Genomic DNA, 19,602 nt, shown 5'->3' with positions numbered 1-19,602 from the left:
AGCGCAAGGAGAATAAAAAATATCGTTTTATCGCGAGTCTATGCAAAAATGATATGGACAGTTCTCTGCTTTCAGGTGCCCTATGCCCGCCGTCAATTTACGCCATATCGAGATTTTTCACGCCGTGATGACCACCGGCAATCTCACCGAAGCCGCACAGATGCTGCATACCTCGCAGCCGACGGTGAGCCGCGAGCTGGCGCGCTTCGAGAAAGTGCTGGGGCTGAAGCTGTTCGAACGCACCCGGGGCAGGCTTCACCCGACGGTACAGGGGTTACGCCTGTTTGAGGAAGTTCAGCGCTCCTGGTACGGGCTGGACAGAATCGTGAGCGCCGCGGAAAGCCTGCGCGAGTTTCGCCAGGGCGAGCTGTCGATCGTCTGCCTGCCCGTCTTTTCGCAATCCTTTTTGCCGATGCTGCTCCAGCCCTTTCTGGCCCGCTATCCAGAGGTCAGCCTCACCATCGTGCCGCAGGAATCTCCCCTGCTTGAAGAGTGGCTTTCGGCACAGCGCCATGATTTAGGGCTAACCGAAACCCTCACCACCCCAGCGGGCACGGCACGCACGGAGCTGCTCTCGTTAGATGAAGTGTGCGTTCTGCCCGCCGGGCATCGGCTTGCCGGTAAGGCGGTGCTCACGCCGGAGGATTTCCACGGGGAAAACTACATCAGCCTGTCGCAGACCGACAGTTACAGACAGCTGCTGGATACCCTGTTTGCCGAGCATCAGGTAAAACGGCGAATGGCGGTGGAAACGCACAGCGCGGCCTCGATTTGCGCGATGGTGCGTGCCGGCGTCGGCGTCGCGGTGGTCAATCCACTCACGGCACTGGATTATGCCGGAAGCGGGATCGTCATCCGCCGCTTTAGCGTGTCCGTCCCGTTCACCGTGAGCCTGATCCGTCCGCTACACCGTCCGGCTTCCGCGCTGGTGGACGCTTTCACCGAACACGTCATGGAGCACGCGCGTCAGGTGGCGCTTCGCTTACCTGACCTGCAGGACCCATTATGACAACATAAACGCCACGGCATCCGCAGCATGAATAGCGGTGGTATCAAATACCGGAAGAGGGCTTCGCTCAACGGGTACCAGCAAACCGATCTCCGTGCAGCCGAAGATCACCCCTTCAGCCCCCTGCTGCGCGAGTTTTTCGATGACGCTGACGTAGAAGGCGCGGGAGGTTTCGGTGAAGGTGCCGAGACAGAGCTCGTCAAAGATAATCTGATTGATGCGCACCCGGTCTTCTTCTTCAGGGATCAGGCTTTCGATCCCAAACTCGCTGCGCAAGCGCCCGCGATAGAAATCCTGCTCCATGGTGTAGCGTGTGCCCAGCAGCGCTACGCGGCGCATCCCGGATGCCGCAATTGCACGCCCGGTCGCGTCAGCGATATGCAGGAACGGCAGCGAGCAGCGGTTCTCAATATGCGATGCCACCTTGTGCATGGTATTGGTACAAAGCAATATCCCCTCGGCGCCAGCCCGCTCCAGCCCCAGCGCCGCCTGAGCCAGGATTTCCCCGGCTTTATCCCACTCGCCGCTCGACTGGCAGGCTTCGATATCATGAAAATCAACGCTGTGCAGCAGCAGGCTTGCGGAGTGCAGCCCCCCCAGATGCTGCTTAACCCCTTCGTTAATCAGGCGATAATAAGGGATTGTCGATTCCCAGCTCATTCCACCTAACAGGCCGATCGTTTTCATCATCCCTCCTTTTCGTTAATTTCTTCTTTTAACACAACCGGTGCCAATAAAAAAAGGCGCTCTCTTGAGCGCCTTGTTAATCTGCAGGGTTTATTCCGTCACCGGCTCGGGGAGTGGATTACGGGTGAGCATAGCCTCGCGCAGTAAAACGCTACTGCAGGCAAACAGTGCCCCCAGGAGCGCCGCCAGAACGACAATCAGGGTCTTGCCTGGACCATCCTTTTTCACCGGCATGGAGGGAGAGAGCTGGTACCGGAATGGCTCAAGTTTAACATCCGCAAAGGAGAGCTTTTTCAACTGCGACAGATAATATTCCCGGTTCTGGAAATCCGCATTCAGCTCGGTCACGTCCTTGAGATTTTTTTCAATCTGCAGCTTTTGCGCGATACCGTCAGCACCGAGCGCAACAGAGTAATCCGGATCATCTTTTACCGCCTGCCCGTTGCTGTAGACCGGCTTCTTGATGCCGGCGGCATTCGCGACTTCCAGGGAATAATTCAGCCGCTGCAGGTTGGTATTGTGAATATTGGTCAAACGGACGCGATCCAGCTCTAGCTGCTGCTCAACGACTTTCGTTTTCAGCGCGATCTGGTTGCGGATATTCTGCACTGTCTCTTTCTCAACAATAGCCGCGATATAATTGATGTATCCCTCCAGAACGGATTGCGCATCGCCTGCTGTCGGCGCAGTGAAGTTTAATGTCCAGGAGATATAGGGGGTTTTATCCGCGTCTTTTCCCTGATCGTTATTCACCGCTTTCATTCTGTCTGAGATATTGACTATCGCCCGATGCAGCTCAAGCGGATCCACCTCAGCGTCTTTAAGCTGCGACATCACGTAAGAAGAGGATTTCAGATACTCTTCAAGCAATGACTGCGACTGAAACTTTTTAATAAAAAGATCAAAGACTTCCGGACGGGTAATCTTCACGTCCACATCCAGCACCTGTAACGCCACCATCATCTGGCGCAGCGGGTTCCACTGCGACTGTTCTGCCGGGGTGATCACCGCTTTACTGGTCCATTTTTGCGGCAGCAAAAATGAAATGGCCAGCCCCACGAGAGCAAAAGCAAGGGTAACGGCAACGATGCGCTTTTTAGCCGCCGCTAAAACTGCTAATAAACCTAAAAGATCTATTTCTTTAGCGTGTTCGTTACGGGTGGAATAATGGGGGAAATCAATATCTGTGCTTTTTTTGAAATCCATTTCTGACATAGGAATTCTTCTTTCTCTTGATGCTACGCATCTTTGTTCATTGATCGCTGTGGCTCAATAATACAATAGATTAAGAAAAATCCTAATTCTAAACACCATTATCTGACTCCCCCTGCCAGAGTTAGTAGTGAGTTTCATCACGTTATGATTGTGATTAATCTCCCTTTCCACCTCCGGCATAGGTTAAACATGTAAACAGGCAATCCGATCACACACCAATATTCCGCAGCTTCTCCCCGGCCATCAGCTTGCGCTCGATGTGTTCCAGCGTCACGCCTTTGGTTTCTGGAATCAGCCAGAACGTGACGCCAATAAATGCCACGTTCAGCACCGTATAGAGCCAGAACGTTCCCGCTGCACCAATCGCGTCCAGCAGCGTCAGGAAGGTCGCGCCGATGATCATGTTCGATACCCAGTTGGTGGTCGTGGAACAGGTGATGCCAAAGTCTCGGCATTTGAGCGGCTGAATTTCGGAGCACAGGATCCACACCACCGGCGCGGCGCTCATCGCGTAACCTGCGATACACATCATGGTCATCCCGACAGAAAGCCAGGAGAGTCCGCTGGAAGCCGTGCCGTTATCAAACTGCATCAGGCAGTAGCCGAGGATCAGCGTGCCGAGCGCCATCACGCTGAAGCCAATTTTCAGCGCCGGTTTGCGGCCCGCCTTGTCCACAGTGAATACGGCAATAAAGGTGGCAAACATGAAGGTCAGCCCGACCACCAGGGTGGCGATCATCTGCTGTTCGGTGGTGGTGAACCCGGCCATTTTGAAAATGCGCGGCGCGTAGTACATGATGATATTCATGCCGGTGAACTGCTGCATCGCCTGCAGCAGCATGCCGAGGAAGACCGCCCGGCGCACGTTGCGGTTGATTTTAAACAGCGCCCAGCCCCCCTGCTTGAGCTTCAGGCTTTCGCGGATCTCGTTCAGCTCCTCGCGGGCTTTTTCAGAGGTATCGCGCAGCATGCGCAGCACCTCTTCCGCCTCCACGTGGCGCCCTTTTTGTGCCAGCCAGCGCGGGCTGTTCGGCAGGAAAATCACTAAAACAATCAGCACCACCGCTGGCAGCGCCAGCACGCCAAGCATTGCGCGCCAGTTGCCGCTGTAGCTGAAGTAGGTGTCAGACAGGAACGCCAGCACGATACCGAGCGTGACCATCAGCTGATACATGCTGATCATCTTCCCGCGCACGTTCTCGCTCGCCATTTCGGAGAGATAAAGCGGCGCCGTGTAGGAGGCAATCCCCACCGCCACGCCCAGCAGCACGCGGGAAAGCAGCAGAACCTCAACGTTTGCGGCAAAGGCGGAGCCAATGGAGCCGGCGACAAAAAGAATCGCCCCGGCCATCAGGCTGTATTTGCGCCCCAGGCGAAACGAGAGCCAACCGTTGAACAGCGCGCCGATGGCCGCGCCGAGCATCATGCTGCTCACCACCCACTCCTGCAGGCGGCTGCTCAGGGTAAAGTGATCGGTAATAAAGGGCAATGCACCGGCAATGACGCCAATATCCAGTCCAAATAACAGGCCCGCCACGGCGGCGGCAATAGAGACAAACTGGTTCATGCGGCGAGTATCACGCAGCGCAGCGGGCATTAGGGTAGAGTCATTTATAGATGTCATATTTTTCTGCCTGAACAGTGCAATTCGTTAAGTGAAATTACGAGATAGCGAGAAAAAGTGTCAGGCGGGAAAAGGTGAAGATATGGATTATTTCGCTGCGACATAGCGTTCTGTGATGGACATTACAATTTCAACTAACGCTGAATAATCACATGCTTTTACTAATCATCTAATTTTTAAAGATTAAAAGTGTGATGGCTGTCGTTCATGACTTTTTAGTATGGATTTTCCGTCTTTATCCATATGGATTTTGACAATTTTTAAGCAAAAAAAACCTCTGCCCAAAAGCAGAGGTCCAGACCCGATGCGGGCTATCGCGCCAGCCAGCCGCCATCGACCGCCACGGTGTAGCCGTTGATATAGTCCGATGCCGACGAGGCCAGAAAGACCACCGGCCCCATCAGATCGCCCGGAAGCCCCCAGCGCCCCGCCGGAATGCGGTCGAGGATTTCCGCGCTACGCTGCTCGTCCGCACGCAGCTGCTGCGTGTTGTTGGTCGCCATGTAACCCGGCGCAATCGCATTCACATTGATGTTGTGTTTCGCCCACTCGTTTGCCAGCAGGCGGGTCACGCCCATCACGGCGCTTTTGGAGGCGGTGTAAGACGGCACGCGGATACCGCCCTGGAACGAGAGCATGGAGGCAATATTCACGATCTTGCCGCCGTTCCCCTGCGCGATAAAGTGCTTTGCCGCCGCCTGGGACATGAAAAAAACGCTCTTGATGTTCAGATCCATCACGTCGTCCCAGTCGCGCTCGCTGAAATTGATCGCATCTTCACGGCGAATCAGCCCGGCGTTGTTGACCAGAATGTCGATGTGACCGAATTCCGCCACCGCGCGATCCAGCAGTTCAGGAATGGCATCGATTTTACGCAGGTCGGCGGTCAGGCTCAGGAAGCGGCGGCCCAGGGCCGTCACGCGCTCGAGGGTTTCCGTCGGTTCAACGATATTAATTCCGACGATATCGCAGCCCGCTTCCGCCAGGCCTAACGCCATCCCCTGACCCAGCCCGGTGTCACACCCGGAAACCACCGCCACTTTCCCCTGCAGAGAGAATGCATCCAGAATCATGTTTATTCCTTACTCTTTCAGAGCCTGTCACTCACAGGCAGGTTTATGCTTCACTGCCCGCGACTAGCGCAGATCGCTGACCGCAACATGGTCCATATCATCAAAGACCTGGTTTTCACCCACCATTCCCCAGATAAAGGTGTAGGCTTTTGTCCCTACGCCGGAATGAATAGACCAGCTCGGCGAAATCACCGCCTGCTCGTTATGCATCACGATATGGCGCGTTTCCTGCGGCTGTCCCATCATGTGGAACACGCACGCGTCCTCATCCATGTTGAAGTAGAAGTAGACTTCCATGCGGCGCTCGTGGGTATGGCACGGCATGGTATTCCACAGGTTGCCCGGCGCAAGTTCGGTCAACCCCATGCTGAGCTGGCAGGTCTCCAGCACGTCCGGCACGAAGTATTTATTGATGGTGCGGCGATTGCTGGTGAGGTTGTCGCCCAGCGTCACGGGCGCGACGTCTGCCGGGGTCACCTTTTTGGTTGGACAGGTGGCGTGGGCCGGCGCGCAGTTATAGTAGAATTTCGCAGGCCTGCTGGCGTCGATGCTGGCAAAGACCACGTATTTCGCCCCTTTACCCACGTACAGCGCCTCGCGATGGCCAATCTCATAGCACCGTCCGTCTACGGTGATGGTGCCCGGCCCGCCGATGTTAATCACCCCCAGCTCGCGACGTTCGAGGAAATAATTCACGCCCAGCTGTTTACCGACCTCGCCGCCCACGGAGACGGTTTTCGTGACGGGCATAATGCCGCCCACAACAATGCGGTCGATATGGCTGTAAACCATGGTGTACCTGTCAGCCTCGAATATCTGCTCGACTAAAAATGCCTTGCGCAGCCCCTGCGTATCCAGCGTTTTGGCGTGCGCGCTGTGGATGCTTTCTCTGACGTCCACGGTAACCTCCAGATGTGGTCATGCCCGAAGGCGGGAAGTAAAACGAAACAGCGTTCCGTTTTTCATAATAAGCACATACTATCGGCATAAAGTGAGCTTTTCAATTACATTTAAAACAACGTTTCATTTTTTATTTTTGTTTATAACGGAAATGATATTCGGATCACAATTAAACCGACGGGAGAAAAAGGGCACAAAAAAACCTCCCGGAGGAGGTCTTTTCAATGAGGAAAGGTTAGCGTTCGATGGCCAGCGCCACCCCTTGCCCACCGCCGATACAGAGCGTGGCAATCCCTTTGCGGGCATTGCGCTTTTTCATTTCGTGGACCAGCGAAACCAGGATCCGGCAGCCTGACGCCCCAATCGGGTGCCCCAGCGCGATCGCCCCACCGTTCACGTTAACCCGCAGCGGATCCCACTCCAGCATTTTTCCGACGGAGATCGCCTGTGCGGCATAGGCTTCGTTCACTTCGATCAGATCCACATCAGAAAGCTGCCACCCCGCACGCTCCAGACAGCGACGGGTGGCGTAGACCGGCGCGATCCCCATTAGCGCAGGATCAACCCCCACGCTGGCGAATGCCTTAATGCGGGCAAGCACGGGTAGATCGAGTTCGAGGGCTTTGCTTTCGCTCATCATCATGACGGCAGCAGCGCCGTCGTTAATGGAAGAGGCGTTTCCCGCCGTCACCGAGCCCTGCATTTCAAAAGCAGGATTCAGCCTGGCCAGCCCTTCAGCGCTGGCGTCGGTGCGCGGCTGTTCATCGGTATCCACAACCATCACCTCGCCGTTCTGACGCAGCGCGCTGACCGGGACAATTTCGTCGCGAAAACGACCGGAATCAATCGCCGCACGCGCTTTTTGCTGCGAGCTCAGCGCATAGGCATCCTGCACCTCACGGCTGATACCGTACTCGCGCGCCAGATTTTCCGCCGTCACGCCCATATGATAGTCATTGAAGGCATCCCACAGGCCGTCATGCACCAGGCTGTCGAGCAGCTGACTGTTGCCCAGCTGTGCGCCGGTGCGGCTGTCGGTCAACACGTGTGGCGCGCGGCTCATATTCTCCTGCCCGCCCGCAATGATCACGTCCGCCTCACCACACTGAATGGCCTGCGTCGCGAGATGCAGCGCTTTTAATCCTGAACCACAGACGTCGTTGATGGTGATGGCGGAGACGGTATTGGGCAGCCCGCCTTTCAGCGCCGCCTGACGCGCAGGGTTTTGCCCGGCACCGGCCGTGAGGACCTGTCCCAGAATCACCTCGTCAACTTCATGTGCTGCGATCCCGCTACGTTCCACGAGCGCTTTCACCACCACGCTCCCCAGGTCAACCGCCGAGTGACGCGCAAGCGCTCCCTGAAAACAGCCGATAGCTGTACGCAACGCACCCACTATTACGACATCTTTCATCACGACCTCTGTGTTAAATGACATGACGATAGTAGAGGATTGTTACTGGCAATTATCTTAATTGTTTAAAAATAGTGAGTTTAATCACAAGGATCAGCGTGCATCCTGCAGATACTGCCGCAGCCAGCTTCCGGCAACACCGGGAGGGGAGCGTTTATTCCACAGCAGATCGATGCCGATCGCCCGCGGCCAGCCGGGAACATTGAGCTGTACCAGGGATTTCGCGGCGGCAAACTCATCCACCAGCGCGCACGGCAAGACGCACCATCCAAATCCCTGTACCGCCATACTCAAGAGTAACAGGTAATTCGGGGCTGACCAGACGGGCCCGCGCGCGATCTCCGCCTCGCGCTCAAGATAGGTGCTCAGCCGCAGCTCTCGCCAGCCGTGCAGCTCGTCACGCTGAACGTCATGTTGTCCGGCGAGCGGATGCGTAGTCGCGACATAGATCGCCATGCGGGTCTGCATCGGCAGCCGGATGGCGCCGATATCCGTAGGATAACCGTCTCGCGCCTCGGTGAGGCCAATCTGCGCTCGCTCCTTTTGCAGGAGATCGATCACGTCCTCCTCCTCGCCAATCAGACATTCGAATTCCGTATGGGGAAAGCGCGCGTCAAACTGTTTCATCATCTCTTCCAGCACGTCCGGGTTGAGGGTATCGGAAAGGACAAACGTCAGACGCGCCTCCGTTTGCGCCGATAGCGACACCGCCAGCTCATCCAGCCGCGTGCTGGCGGCGAGAATAGCCTGCACATAGCCCAGCACCTGTTCCCCCTGGGCCGTTAACACCGGCTGGCGTGCCGAGCGGTCAAACAGCTCGAAGCCCAGATCGGCTTCAAGATGGGCAATGGACGTGCTGACCGTCGACTGGCTTTTACGCAGCCGGCGTGCGGCCGCAGAGAAAGAGCCTGCCGCAACGGTCTCGACAAACGCGGTAAGGGCTTCGGGTGAATAGCGCATAACCTATCTACTTTAGCGATGGATACTATCTTTAATATATCAGCTTTAGCGATGAAAATAGGCCGCATCAACGCCGATACCGGTGAATAACGAGGTCTATCGCTATGCAACATCAGGATGCACTCCAACGTAAACTGCCGGAGCGGATCTTTCATGCTGTCTGTTTTGAAGGGATCGCGACGGCGATCCTCGCCCCTACGGCGGCGTGGCTCATGCAGCGTTCCGTGGTGGAAATGGGTGGGTTGACCATTATTCTGGCGACCACCGCCATGCTGTGGAACATTATTTATAACTTCGGCTTCGACCGTTTCTGGCCCGTTCAGCGCGTCAAACGTACGGCAAAAGTGCGTGCGTTGCATGCGCTGGGGTTCGAATGCGGGTTTATTGTGATCGGCGTGTCGATTGTCGCCGCCGTACTGGGCGTCACCCTGCTGCAGGCATTCACACTGGAAATAGGTTTCTTCCTGTTCTTCCTGCCGTACACCATGTTCTATAACTGGGCGTACGATTGCCTCCGCGAGAAATTTCTTAAGCGCCGCCAGCAACGACGCGCCCTGGCAGGCTAAACGCCTTCTGGCCGGACGTCCGTTCCGGCCAAACGCCTTCGAAGCAACTGCGCTCTCCGTACATAACTATGGTAAATTGCACGCCATTCTGATGGTTTGATAGTTGATACGTTGCTCTAATGTCGAAAATTTGGTCAAAAGATGAGACTCTCTGGAGTTTCGCTCTCTACGGCACAGCCGTGGGCGCAGGAACGCTCTTCCTGCCCATTCAGCTGGGCTCCGCAGGCGCAATCGTCCTGTTTATTACCGCCCTCGTGGCCTATCCCTTAACCTACTGGCCGCACAAAGCGCTGGCGCAATTTATCCTGTCGTCGAAAACAAAAGGCAACGAAGGGATCACCGGCGCCGTTTCGCACTATTACGGCAGGAAGATCGGCAACCTGATCACCACGCTCTATTTCATCGCCTTCTTTGTGGTGGTGCAGATTTATGCGGTGGCCATCACCAACTCGTTAACTGAGCAGCTGGCAAAACACCTGACGGTAGACACCACCGTTCGCGTGCTGGTCAGCCTGGGCGTGGTGCTGGTCCTGAATCTGATCTTCCTGATGGGACGGCATATCACGATAAAAGTGATGGGCTTCCTGGTGTTTCCGCTGATTGCCTATTTCCTGTTTGTCTCGCTCTACCTGATCGGCAGCTGGCAGCCCTCGCTGCTGACCAGCCAGATGGCCGTGGATCGCCATACGCTGCACCAGGTCTGGATTTCGATTCCGGTGATGGTGTTTGCGTTCAGCCATACCCCGATTATCTCCACGTTTGCCGTTGACCGTCGCGAGAAGTTCGGGGACGAGGCCATGGCTAAATGCAAGAAAATCATGAAGGTGGCATACCTGATTATCTGCCTGAGCGTGCTGTTCTTCGTCTTCAGCTGCCTGCTCTCTATTCCGCCGTCGTATATTGTGGCCGCCAAAGAGGAAGGGGTGACAATCCTGTCTGCGCTGTCGATGATGCCCTCTTCACCGGCGTGGCTCGGCATTTCCGGGATTGTCGTGGCGATTATTGCGATGTCGAAATCGTTTCTCGGCACCTATTTTGGGGTGATTGAAGGGGCGACGGAGATCGTGAAGTCGTCGCTGAACCAGGTGGGCGTGAAAAAGAGCCGCGCCTTTAACCGCGCGATATCCATCCTGGGGGTGTCGTTAATCACCTTTGCCGTCTGCTGCATTAACCCGAACGCCATTTCGATGATTTACGCCATCAGCGGCCCGCTTATCGCCATGATCCTGTTTATCATGCCGACGCTGTCGACGTATTTGATCCCCTCCCTGAAACAGTACCGTTCCATTGGCAACCTGCTGACGCTGATCGTCGGGGTGCTGTGCGTGTCGGTGATGTTTGTCGGCTAATTCCCTTTCCTGCCCGGCGCGCTGCCGGGCAGGCCATTCAGTCCCGGCCTCCTGCTTACAGCGGAAAAGGCCTGTCCTGCACCACCGTTTTCATGACAAGCGTTGAGCGAAGATGCTGCACGCCGGGCATAGCGGAGAGCTTCTCGTCGTAGAGCTTCTGGAAAGCGGAAAGGTCGCGGGTCACGACGTGCATCAGATAATCAGGATCGCCAAACAGGCGCTGGGCCAGCACAATCTGCGGGATCTCTTCCACCGCCTCTTCAAACGCGCTGACCGCCTTGCGGTCACCCTCTTTCAGCGTCGCGAACACTATCGCCAGGAAATTAAATCCCATTTTGGCGGGGTCGAGGCTGGCACGGTATCCCGTTATGGCCCCGCTTTGCTCCAGCGCCCGCACGCGACGATGGCACGGCGAGAGGCTCAGATTCACCCGCTCAGCCAGTTCGGTAAGCGACAGGCGGCCGTCGGACTGCAGCTCAGCAAGAATTTTTCTATCGATGCTATCCATGTGGAAGATTTTCTCATTTTCACCGTGTTATGAGCATAACATTGAAAGCCTATTTCGCAGTGTTAGCGATATTCTTTTTCGCAACGTATAACGCACTGCGGGAGTATTTCAGGACGATGGAAATGAGTATTGTGGCCGGCTTTTGGGTGGTTTCGTTTCTGCTCATCATGACCCCGGGGGCCGACTGGGCCTACGCTATTAGCGCCGGAATTAATGGACGCCGCGTGGTCCCGGCGGTGATGGGGCTGATGTCCGGGCATCTGCTAGCCACATTGATTGTGGTGGCAGGCGTGGGGGTATTGATTGCTCAACATCCGCTGGCGTTAGCCGGGCTGACCGTGGCGGGAGCCCTGTATCTCCTGTGGCTTGGCATAACGTTAATGCGTCACCCGGCCGCACCGGAGAAGGCCACCCAGCATGCGGGTAACTGGACGCAGTGGGCGGTGAAAGGACTCTGCATTAGCGGCCTTAACCCGAAGGTTTTTTTGCTGTTCCTGGCCCTGCTTCCGCAGTTTACAGACCCAACCGGAAGCTGGTCGATAGCGATGCAGATGTCTGCGCTTGGGATGATGCACCTTATTACCTGTACCCTGGTCTATCTGCTGGTGGGGTATGGTTCGAAAGCGGTGCTGGCGACCCGGCCACAGGCGGCCCGTCTGGTGAGCAGGGCATCGGGAGGGTTGATGGTGCTGATCGCGATGGTATTGCTGCTTGAGCAGGTGAGATAACTGTCTTTTTTGCCGGGTGGCGCTGCGCTTACCCGGCCTATATTTCACAACGATATCAATTAATTGCACAATTCATTGTAGGCCCGTGCAAGCGTAGCGCCGCCGGGCGAAACTCACAAATCGCACGTTGTCAGCAGTCTGAAAAAAACACCGGCCATCGCCGGTGTGAGTTACGCCCGAATATCGTCATATTCCCGCGTTTTATCAAACTCATGTTTCGCGAACGGGCACAGCGGAATAATTTTGCGGTTCTCACCGCGCATCTTCTCCACCACTTTCGCCACCAGCTGTTTACCGACGCCCTGCCCTTTCAGGCTCTCATCCACATCGGTGTGCTCGATAATGCTGAGGTGCTCGCCGGTCGGCACGAAGACAATCTCCGCGACCTGGTTGCCGTTCGCATCATTCACGTAAAACTTGTTATGGCCTTCCAGAATATCCATGGTTCCTCGCTTATTTTTGGCGATACTTCAGCGCACCGCTCGGGCAGGTATCAATCACGCGGACAACCGTTTCAACGTCCACTTCATCGGGAATAATCCACGGTTTACGTTTCAGATTAAACAGCTTTGCGCTGCCACGCACGCAGTTACCGGAGTGTTTGCAGATCCCGGTGTTGAAGTAGACGTCAATTTTCTCGCCGGTATAGGCCCGGTAACCCGCATCCAGTAGCTCTTTATCCATGACATTGCCTCTGTAATTATTATCGTGCTGAATGAAGCATAGCCTGACGGGATCCTGATGGCTATAACGCCGAAAACGAAAAGCCAGGTCACAACTCTTTTCTTGCCAGATTGCGTCCGCTATTTGCCCATGTCAGGCTCGGCAAATGTCACTTTTACATAACATCCGCAGGTTGAATGAAACGCAGACTCTCTTTTCAGGTAAAGCTGTTTTTAGCGCTGGTTTGCTTCTCCTGCCTGCTGTTAGTTCTGCTGGGAACGATCCTGTTTCATTTTATTGACCGGCAGCTCCATCACGATCTCGGCCAGCGCGCCCGGGTGCAGGCCAGCCAGATCGCGCTGATGCCGGGTCTGGCGGCCATGGTCGCGGCCAGAGATATCCCCGGCATCGCCCGGTTAATTCAGCCGCTGCGCGCCCAAAGCGATGCCAGTTACATTGTGATTGGCGATACCGAGGAACAGCACCTTTATCATTCGGAATCCCCGGAGCGCATAAATTTACCGATGATCGGCGGGGATAATGCTGAAGTATTACAGGGCAAAACCATTATTTCCGTGCGCCAGGGCGGGATTGGGGTTTCACTGCGCAGCAAAGCGCCGATCTTTAACGCGCAGCACCAGGTGATTGGTATTGTCTCGGTCGGCTATCTGACCTCCTATATTGCCAATATTAACGCCCGCATTCTCTGGCAGTCCGGGCTGTACGGCGCGGGGCTTCTGCTGCTGCTGTTTATGTTCTCCTGGCTGTTTACCCGCAATCTCAAAAAACAGATGTTCCGACTGGAGCCGAAAGATATCGCTCAGCTGGTTTTGCAGCAGCGCGCGCTATTAGAAGCCATGTATGAGGGGGTATTTGCCGTCAATGATGAGAAGCAGCTGATTTTAATTAACCGCGCCGCACGAGAAATGCTGGATATCCGGCAAAGTGAGAAAGCGCTTATCGGCAAACCGCTGGAAGACGTTCTGCAGACGTCGCCGGGCTTTTTATCCCAGCGCTACGCCTCGGTGAGCAGCGGTAGCCACGACCAGATTGCCGTGCTGAACCAGCGGGAGGTAATCGTCAACCGCGTGGCGATTGAGGTCGAGCCCGGCGTTGAAAGCGGCTGGGTATACAGCTTTCGCGACAAAAATGACATCAACACCCTCAGCAGCCAGCTCAGTCAGATCAAGCGCTATGCGGATAACCTGCGCATTATGCGCCACGAGCAGCTGAACTGGACCGCCACGCTGGTGGGCTTGCTGCAGATGAAACACTATGACGAGGCGATTCGCTACATTCAGGTGCAGTCCGAAGGTGCGCAGCGGGTGCTGGACTTTGTCTCCGCCCGTTTTTCCTCTCCCGCGCTGTGCGGGCTGCTGCTCGGAAAATACGTCAGCGCCCGCGAAAAAGGCATCGAACTGCTGTTTGATCCCGCCTGCCAGCTCACCCGCATGCCAGTCACGCTCAACGAAACGGAGCTGATGTCTATTATTGGTAACCTGCTGGATAACGCGGTGGACGCGACCCTTAAGGCCCCGGTCCCCGCGCCGGTGGAACTCTACATTTCTGACCGTAACCAGGAGCTGCTGATCGAGGTGGCCGACCGGGGCTGCGGGGTGGAGGATGCGATGAAGCCGCATATTTTCCGCCAGGGATTCAGCAGCAAGCCGGAACGTGAAAACGACATTGTGGGTACCGAGCACGGTATTGGCCTGTATCTGGTGGCAGGATATATCGACAAGGCTGGCGGCAGCATTGAGATTGCCGACAACACGCCACAAGGGACCATTTTTTCTGTGTTTATTCCGAATGGGCTAAAGCATGACCCGAGCACTTGATGTTGTGATCGTTGAAGATGAGCCGCACCTGGCAGAGCTGCATCGCGAGTATATCGAGCAGAATTTTCATTTGCGCGTGGTGGGCATCGCCGCGTCGATTGAGCAGGCATGCAGCCTGATTCGTCAGCATCAGCCGCGGCTTATCCTGCTGGACAACTATCTCCCGGACGGTAAAGGCGTGGAGCTCATCGATAACCCGCTGCTGAAAAGCTACGAATGCTCGGTGATCTTCATCACCGCCGCCAGCGATATGCAGACCTGCAGCCACGCCATGCGCAGCGGCGCGTTTGACTACCTCATCAAGCCCGTCTTTTTCCAGCGCCTGCACGCCTCGCTGGAGCGTTTTATGCGCTTCATCCACACCGTACAGCAGGTGAAGGTGGTCGACCAGCATGCGCTGGATCGCCTGTTTCATCTGCCTGCCGCGGAAGCCTCCGTAACGCCATCCACAAAGGGCATTGAACCCCAGACGCTGGAGCGGATAAAACGCCTGTTCGCCGAGCATCCCGACAGCGCGATGTCGGTTGAAGAGGTGGTGGAAAACGTGGGGATCAGCAAAACCACGGGGCGTCGCTACCTCGAATACTGCGTGGAGAGTGGGTTAATCAGCATTGAAATGCTGTACGGCAATATTGGTCATCCTCGCCGGTTATACCGCAAAGCCCCCGATAAACCGTAATCCGCAACCGTTCGTTGGCTAACGTTCGCGGATTTTATGGTGTTAATTGCTGAAACGACGGCGACAATCACACTTCGGAATCATTGCCCTCGCCTCCCTATTGTCGGAGGCGCGCTTTACGCTATGTTGACAATTAGTTCCTCAAATGTAACTAAAAGGTTAACTATAATGTCGAACACGTTCCGAATTTCTCTGCTTACCGCTACCGTACTGTTCTCTGCTTCTGCACTGTCTGCCCTGCCGCAGGGTTATCCTGCTGAGTATCAAAAAGTGGTTGATGCCGCCACAAAAGAGGGCAAGGTTGTCATCTATTCCACTACCGACATCAAAGCTGCCGGGCCGCTGATCCAGGGCTTCGAAAAAACCTACCCGGGCATCAAAGTCGAATACAACGACATGAACAGCACCGAGCTGTACAACCGTTTCATCAGCGAACAGGCTTCCGGCGGCGTGAGCGGCGACGTGGTCTGGAGCTCCTCGATGGACACGGGCCTGAAGCTCGCCACCGACTACGCCATGGAGTACAAATCTCCGGAGCAAAGCCAGCTGCCGAAATGGGCGGTCTGGAAAGATAAGGCCTACGGCACCACCTATGAGCCGGTGGTCTTCATCTACAACAAGCGCCTGATTCCGGCCGGTGACGTGCCGGATTCTCACGCCGCGCTGGCGAAGCTGATTGCCAGCCAGACGGACAAATTCAAGAACAAAGTCACCACCTACGATATCGAAAAATCGGGTCTGGGCTTTATGCTCTCGGTGCAGGATCACAACGCCGATCCAAACTACTTTAAGACCCTGGCCGACGTCGCCAAAGGGGGCCTGTCGGTGCAGTCGTCTACCGGCACCATGATGGAGCGCGTCTCCTCCGGTGAAAACCTGATTGGCTTCAACATCCTCGGTTCCTACGCGGAAGCGCGTGCGAAAAACGATCCGTCACTCGGCATCTCCTATCCGAAGGATTACACCCTGGTGCTGTCGCGCGTGTCGTTCATCAGCCAGCAGTCGCAAAACAGCAACGCGGCCAAACTGTGGCTCGACTACGTGCTCTCTGAAAAAGGGCAAAGCATTCTGGCCAATCAGGCGGACATTCCGTCCATTCGTAACGATATCGAAGGGAAAAATGATATCGACGGCCTGACCAAAATCCTCGGCAACGCGCTTAAGCCGATCCCGGTTGATGAAACGCTGCTGGAATACCTGCAGCCGAAAAAACGCCTCGAGTACATCAAAGAGTGGCGTACCGCCGCCGGTAAATAAGCGTCTGAGCGCGGCGCTGGCCGCCGCGCGCCCTTATCGACTGAGTTCGTTTTTCTGGGCTGCAACACCAGGGATACCCCATGAATACATTACGCAGAAAGTGGCAAAGCCTGCCGCGAGGCATCGTCGTGCTGATAACCGCCCTGGTTATCTACACGCCGCTGTCGTTTATCGTGATCCAGAGCTTCCTGTCCGCGCCGTTCTTTTCGCCGTCAAAAGAGTGGGGCTTTGAATCATTTGATTTTATTTTCACCGATCCTGATTTTTATAAGGCCCTGAAAAGCGGCTTTATTCTGGCTTTCGGGCTGGTCTTTATCTCTATCCCGCTGGGCGGCGTGCTGGCGTTTCTGATGGTGCGTACCGACCTGCCCGGTCGCCGGCTGATTGAGCCGCTGATCCTGGTCCCGATTTTCGTTTCACCGATGGTGCTGGGCTTCGGCTACGTGGTGGCCGCCGGTCCGGTGGGCTTTCTCTCCCAGTGGGCGGAGGCGCTGATTGGCTTTGTGCCGTGGAATATCTACGACATGTCGAGCATTGTGGTCATTGCCGGCCTGACGCACGTCCCGCACGCCTATCTGTATATCTCGTCAGCGCTGCGCAGCGTGGGCTCCGACGTGGAAGAAGCCGCGCGCACCGCGGGCGCGTCGCCCTGGCAGGTGATGACCTCCGTCAGCCTGCCGATGGTGCGCCCGTCTATTCTGTACGCCACCGTGCTGCTGTTCTTCCTCGGGCTGGAAGTGTTCGGCCTGATGCTGGTCCTCGGCGACCCGGAAGGCAACATGGTGCTGGCGACCTATCTTTATAAGCTGACGAACAAGATGGGTACCCCGTCCTATAACCTGATGGCGGCGGTTGCCGTAGTGCTCATCTGCATCACCATCCCGCTGGTGATGCTCCAGCGTCGCCTGATGCGCACCGCCAACCGCTTCGTCACCATGAAGGGCAAGGCCTCGCAGGCCCGGGCTCTGCCGCTGGGTAAATGGCGCTGGGTGGCTGGCGCGGTGATTGCCTTCTGGCTCACCGTCACCATTGGCGTTCCGTTGCTCGGCGTGGTGCTGCGCGCGTTTATCTCCAACTGGGGCGTGGGCGTTTCGCTGTGGGACGAGCTTTCTCTGAACACCTTCCGTACCATCTGGGCGCAGCCCAACCTGCTGCGCGCCATCGTCAACTCCATGGCGATTGGCGTGATTGGCGGCGCGCTGGCCGTGGTGTGCTACCTGTTTGTCGGCATCGCCATGCACCGCAAGCCGGATAACACCACGCGTTTCCTGGACTACAGCGTGCTGGTACCGCGCGCCGTGCCTGGCCTGCTGGCGGGTCTGGCCTTCCTGTGGGTGTTCCTGTTCCTGCCGATGTGGCTGGATAACTCACTGAAATCCGGCTGGCTTTCCGGGTTTGCCTGGACCGACTGGATGCGTGAAAACGTCATCGTCTGGCTACGCTCGCTGCGCAGCACCATTTTCAGCGTCTGGCTGGCCTATACCGTGGTGTGGATGGCTTACGGGCTGAGGCTTATCTCTTCCACGCTGCTGCAGGTAGGGCCGGAGCTTGAAGAGGCGGCGCGCAGCACCGGGGCGACGCGCGGGCAGATCACCCGCCACGTCACCATACCGCTCTCCCGCTACGGTCTGATCGGTTCGTGGCTGCTGATGTTCCTGATCTTTGAACGCGAATACTCAACGGGTGTGTACCTGCTTTCACCCGGCACGGAGACCATCGGCTCGATGCTGGTTTCCCTCTGGGCCGCGGGTGCCATTGATATCGTGGCGGCGCTCTCTTTCATTAACATCCTGCTGGTCGTGGTAGGTCTGGGCATTGCCCTTCGTTTCGGAGTGAAAATACATGATTGAATTAGCGGTTGACGATCTGCACTTAACCTACGGCGACAATCCTGTTTTAAAAGGTGTCTCCATGAACCTGAAGCGCGGCGAAGTGGTCTCCCTGTTAGGCCCCTCCGGCAGCGGTAAAACCACCCTTCTCCGCGCCGTCGCGGGTCTGGAAAAACCGACCCAGGGGTCGATTGTGATTGGCAACAATAAAGTTTACGACGGTACGCCGCGCAGCGAGGTCCCGGCGGAAGAGCGTAACCTGGGGCTGGTATTCCAGTCATACGCCCTGTGGCCGCACAAAACCGTGTTTGAGAACGTGGCCTATCCGCTCAAGCTGCGCAAAGTCCCGGCCAAAGAGATCCAGCAGCGCGTGCAGGACGTGCTGGACCAGCTTGGTCTGGGCCATCTTGGCAAACGTCACCCGCATCAGCTCTCCGGTGGGCAGCAGCAGCGCGTGGCGATTGGCCGGGCGCTGGTCTACAACCCGCCGGTGATTTTGCTGGACGAGCCGCTTTCCAACCTCGACGCCAAGCTGCGCGAAGAGGCCCGCGTGTTCCTGCGCGAGCTGATTATCAAGCTCGGGCTATCGGCGCTGATGGTGACGCACGACCAGAACGAAGCGATGTCCATTTCCGACCGCATCCTGCTGCTGAACAACGGCAAAATTGAGCAACAGGGTACGCCGCAGGAGATGTACGGCTCGCCGAAGACGCTGTTTACCGCCGAGTTCATGGGCAGCAACAACCGCCTGCACGGCAAGGTCACCGACGTGCGCGACGGCAGAGCGCGCATCGAAGGCAAAGGCTGGGTGCTGTGGGGCCAGGCCGGTGAAGGCGTGCAGAGTGGCGCTGACGCCACGGCGGTGATCCGCGTCGAGCGCGTCGCGGTGGTCGAGGGGCCTGGGGAAAATCAGCTTGAGCTGCCGCTGCTCACCAGCATGTACCTTGGCGACCGCTGGGAGTACCTGTTCCGCACGGTGGGGGATGATTTTGTGATCCGCGCGTATGGGCATGAGGTTCGGGATCCGCAGCACTGCCATCTTTCGCTGCCGGAGAAGCATGTGTGGGTGTTTCCGAAAGGGTGAATTTAAGAGGAAAAGGCTGCGGGATGCGGCCTTTTTACATTAGAAATGTATTTAGTTTAACTTAACTCAAACTCAATAAAATATAACGCATTGAATTTGATACGCTTATTTACCACCCATTTTCCCGGTAATGACTCCAACTTACTGATAGTGTTTTATGTTCAGATAATGCCCGATGACTTTGTCATGCAGCTCCACCGATTTTGAGAACGACAGTGA

The 19,602-nt window shown here is 56.2% G+C and carries 20 protein-coding genes; 9 read left to right on the top strand and 11 right to left on the bottom strand.

The window, feature by feature from the left end; translation table 11 throughout:
• The first annotated feature begins 82 nt into the window (after positions 1-82).
• Complete coding sequence (locus ACOTXF_RS22185; RefSeq protein ID WP_008499676.1) at positions 83-1,009, top strand: LysR family transcriptional regulator; 927 nt, start codon at positions 83-85, stop codon at positions 1,007-1,009.
• On the opposite strand, the gene ACOTXF_RS22180 is transcribed toward ACOTXF_RS22185, so the two are convergent.
• The 7 genes from ACOTXF_RS22180 to ACOTXF_RS22150 form a co-directional block, all read right to left on the bottom strand.
• Positions 1,004-1,696 carry an aspartate/glutamate racemase gene (locus ACOTXF_RS22180; protein ID WP_047746758.1) on the bottom strand — a complete coding sequence of 231 codons (693 nt, stop codon included), beginning with the start codon at positions 1,694-1,696 and terminating at the stop codon, positions 1,004-1,006. The two genes, ACOTXF_RS22185 and ACOTXF_RS22180, sit on opposite strands and share 6 nt — an antisense overlap.
• 90 nt (positions 1,697-1,786) lie before the next feature.
• Positions 1,787-2,911: an LPS O-antigen length regulator Wzz(fepE) gene (wzz(fepE), locus tag ACOTXF_RS22175; protein ID WP_047746760.1), complete on the bottom strand. Its 1,125-nt coding sequence runs from the start codon at positions 2,909-2,911 to the stop codon at positions 1,787-1,789.
• A 208-nt stretch (positions 2,912-3,119) separates the two neighbouring features.
• Positions 3,120-4,553 carry a sugar porter family MFS transporter gene (locus tag ACOTXF_RS22170; protein WP_261307977.1) on the bottom strand — a complete coding sequence of 478 codons (1,434 nt, stop codon included), beginning with the start codon at positions 4,551-4,553 and terminating at the stop codon, positions 3,120-3,122.
• Positions 4,554-4,846: 293 nt separating this feature from the next.
• Positions 4,847-5,608, bottom strand: a complete 762-nt coding sequence (gene kduD, locus ACOTXF_RS22165; RefSeq protein ID WP_008499679.1) for a 2-dehydro-3-deoxy-D-gluconate 5-dehydrogenase KduD — start codon at positions 5,606-5,608, stop codon at positions 4,847-4,849.
• A gap of 63 nt (positions 5,609-5,671) precedes the next feature.
• A complete protein-coding gene (gene kduI / locus ACOTXF_RS22160) occupies positions 5,672-6,508 on the bottom strand; it encodes a 5-dehydro-4-deoxy-D-glucuronate isomerase (RefSeq protein ID WP_047746764.1) in 837 nt (278 codons plus the stop codon).
• Between the two features lie 235 nt (positions 6,509-6,743).
• The gene (locus ACOTXF_RS22155; RefSeq protein WP_045415627.1) at positions 6,744-7,922 is read right to left on the bottom strand and encodes an acetyl-CoA C-acetyltransferase; all 1,179 of its coding nucleotides are present in this window, start codon (positions 7,920-7,922) and stop codon (positions 6,744-6,746) included.
• A gap of 93 nt (positions 7,923-8,015) precedes the next feature.
• Positions 8,016-8,882, bottom strand: coding sequence for a LysR family transcriptional regulator (locus tag ACOTXF_RS22150; RefSeq protein WP_045909903.1), 867 nt, complete (start codon positions 8,880-8,882; stop codon positions 8,016-8,018).
• Positions 8,883-8,986: 104 nt separating this feature from the next.
• On the opposite strand from ACOTXF_RS22150, the gene ACOTXF_RS22145 reads away from it, so the two are divergent.
• Both ACOTXF_RS22145 and ACOTXF_RS22140 read left to right on the top strand, forming a co-directional pair.
• Positions 8,987-9,448 (top strand): multidrug/biocide efflux PACE transporter, encoded by a 462-nt coding sequence (locus ACOTXF_RS22145; protein ID WP_023333288.1) that lies wholly within the window; start codon positions 8,987-8,989, stop codon positions 9,446-9,448.
• Positions 9,449-9,567: 119 nt separating this feature from the next.
• Entirely contained in the window at positions 9,568-10,797 is a 1,230-nt protein-coding gene (locus tag ACOTXF_RS22140; RefSeq protein WP_047746767.1) for an amino acid permease, read from the top strand.
• Positions 10,798-10,852: 55 nt separating this feature from the next.
• Here ACOTXF_RS22140 and ACOTXF_RS22135 read toward each other — a convergent pair whose 3' ends face one another.
• Complete coding sequence (locus tag ACOTXF_RS22135) at positions 10,853-11,305, bottom strand: Lrp/AsnC family transcriptional regulator (protein WP_021242030.1); 453 nt, start codon at positions 11,303-11,305, stop codon at positions 10,853-10,855.
• A 116-nt stretch (positions 11,306-11,421) separates the two neighbouring features.
• Here ACOTXF_RS22135 and ACOTXF_RS22130 point away from each other — a divergent pair, with 116 nt between their 5' ends.
• Complete coding sequence (locus ACOTXF_RS22130) at positions 11,422-12,033, top strand: LysE family translocator (protein WP_047746769.1); 612 nt, start codon at positions 11,422-11,424, stop codon at positions 12,031-12,033.
• A gap of 170 nt (positions 12,034-12,203) precedes the next feature.
• On the opposite strand, the gene ACOTXF_RS22125 is transcribed toward ACOTXF_RS22130, so the two are convergent.
• On the bottom strand, positions 12,204-12,476 hold the full coding sequence (locus ACOTXF_RS22125) for a GNAT family N-acetyltransferase (RefSeq protein ID WP_008499687.1): 273 nt from the start codon (positions 12,474-12,476) through the stop codon (positions 12,204-12,206).
• A 10-nt stretch (positions 12,477-12,486) separates the two neighbouring features.
• The gene (gene yjdI, locus ACOTXF_RS22120; protein ID WP_008499689.1) at positions 12,487-12,717 is read right to left on the bottom strand and encodes a 4Fe-4S mono-cluster protein YjdI; all 231 of its coding nucleotides are present in this window, start codon (positions 12,715-12,717) and stop codon (positions 12,487-12,489) included.
• 176 nt (positions 12,718-12,893) lie between these two features.
• Here yjdI and ACOTXF_RS22115 point away from each other — a divergent pair, with 176 nt between their 5' ends.
• From ACOTXF_RS22115 to ACOTXF_RS22095, 5 genes are all read left to right on the top strand, one after another.
• A complete protein-coding gene (locus ACOTXF_RS22115; protein WP_048961952.1) occupies positions 12,894-14,534 on the top strand; it encodes an ATP-binding protein in 1,641 nt (546 codons plus the stop codon).
• Entirely contained in the window at positions 14,518-15,213 is a 696-nt protein-coding gene (locus ACOTXF_RS22110) for a response regulator (RefSeq protein WP_023294489.1), read from the top strand. Before ACOTXF_RS22115 ends, ACOTXF_RS22110 begins: the two co-directional genes overlap by 17 nt.
• Before the next feature lie 168 nt (positions 15,214-15,381).
• Positions 15,382-16,470, top strand: a complete 1,089-nt coding sequence (locus ACOTXF_RS22105) for an ABC transporter substrate-binding protein (protein ID WP_048961953.1) — start codon at positions 15,382-15,384, stop codon at positions 16,468-16,470.
• An 80-nt stretch (positions 16,471-16,550) separates the two neighbouring features.
• A complete protein-coding gene (locus ACOTXF_RS22100; protein ID WP_234115400.1) occupies positions 16,551-18,320 on the top strand; it encodes an ABC transporter permease in 1,770 nt (589 codons plus the stop codon).
• Positions 18,313-19,383 (top strand): ABC transporter ATP-binding protein, encoded by a 1,071-nt coding sequence (locus ACOTXF_RS22095; protein WP_045415635.1) that lies wholly within the window; start codon positions 18,313-18,315, stop codon positions 19,381-19,383. Before ACOTXF_RS22100 ends, ACOTXF_RS22095 begins: the two co-directional genes overlap by 8 nt.
• Before the next feature lie 141 nt (positions 19,384-19,524).
• Here ACOTXF_RS22095 and ACOTXF_RS22090 read toward each other — a convergent pair.
• Positions 19,525-19,602 (bottom strand): IS1 family transposase (locus ACOTXF_RS22090; protein WP_001401901.1); only part of this gene is annotated, 78 nt, incomplete at its 5' end.

It is taken from the genome of Enterobacter cloacae complex sp. IR53041 (assembly GCF_049238285.1).
In the GTDB taxonomy this organism is placed as follows: Bacteria; Pseudomonadota; Gammaproteobacteria; order Enterobacterales; family Enterobacteriaceae; genus Enterobacter; species Enterobacter roggenkampii.
The sequence above is the reverse complement of the archived record's forward strand: the minus strand, read 5'-3'. Positions and strand labels throughout refer to the sequence as shown.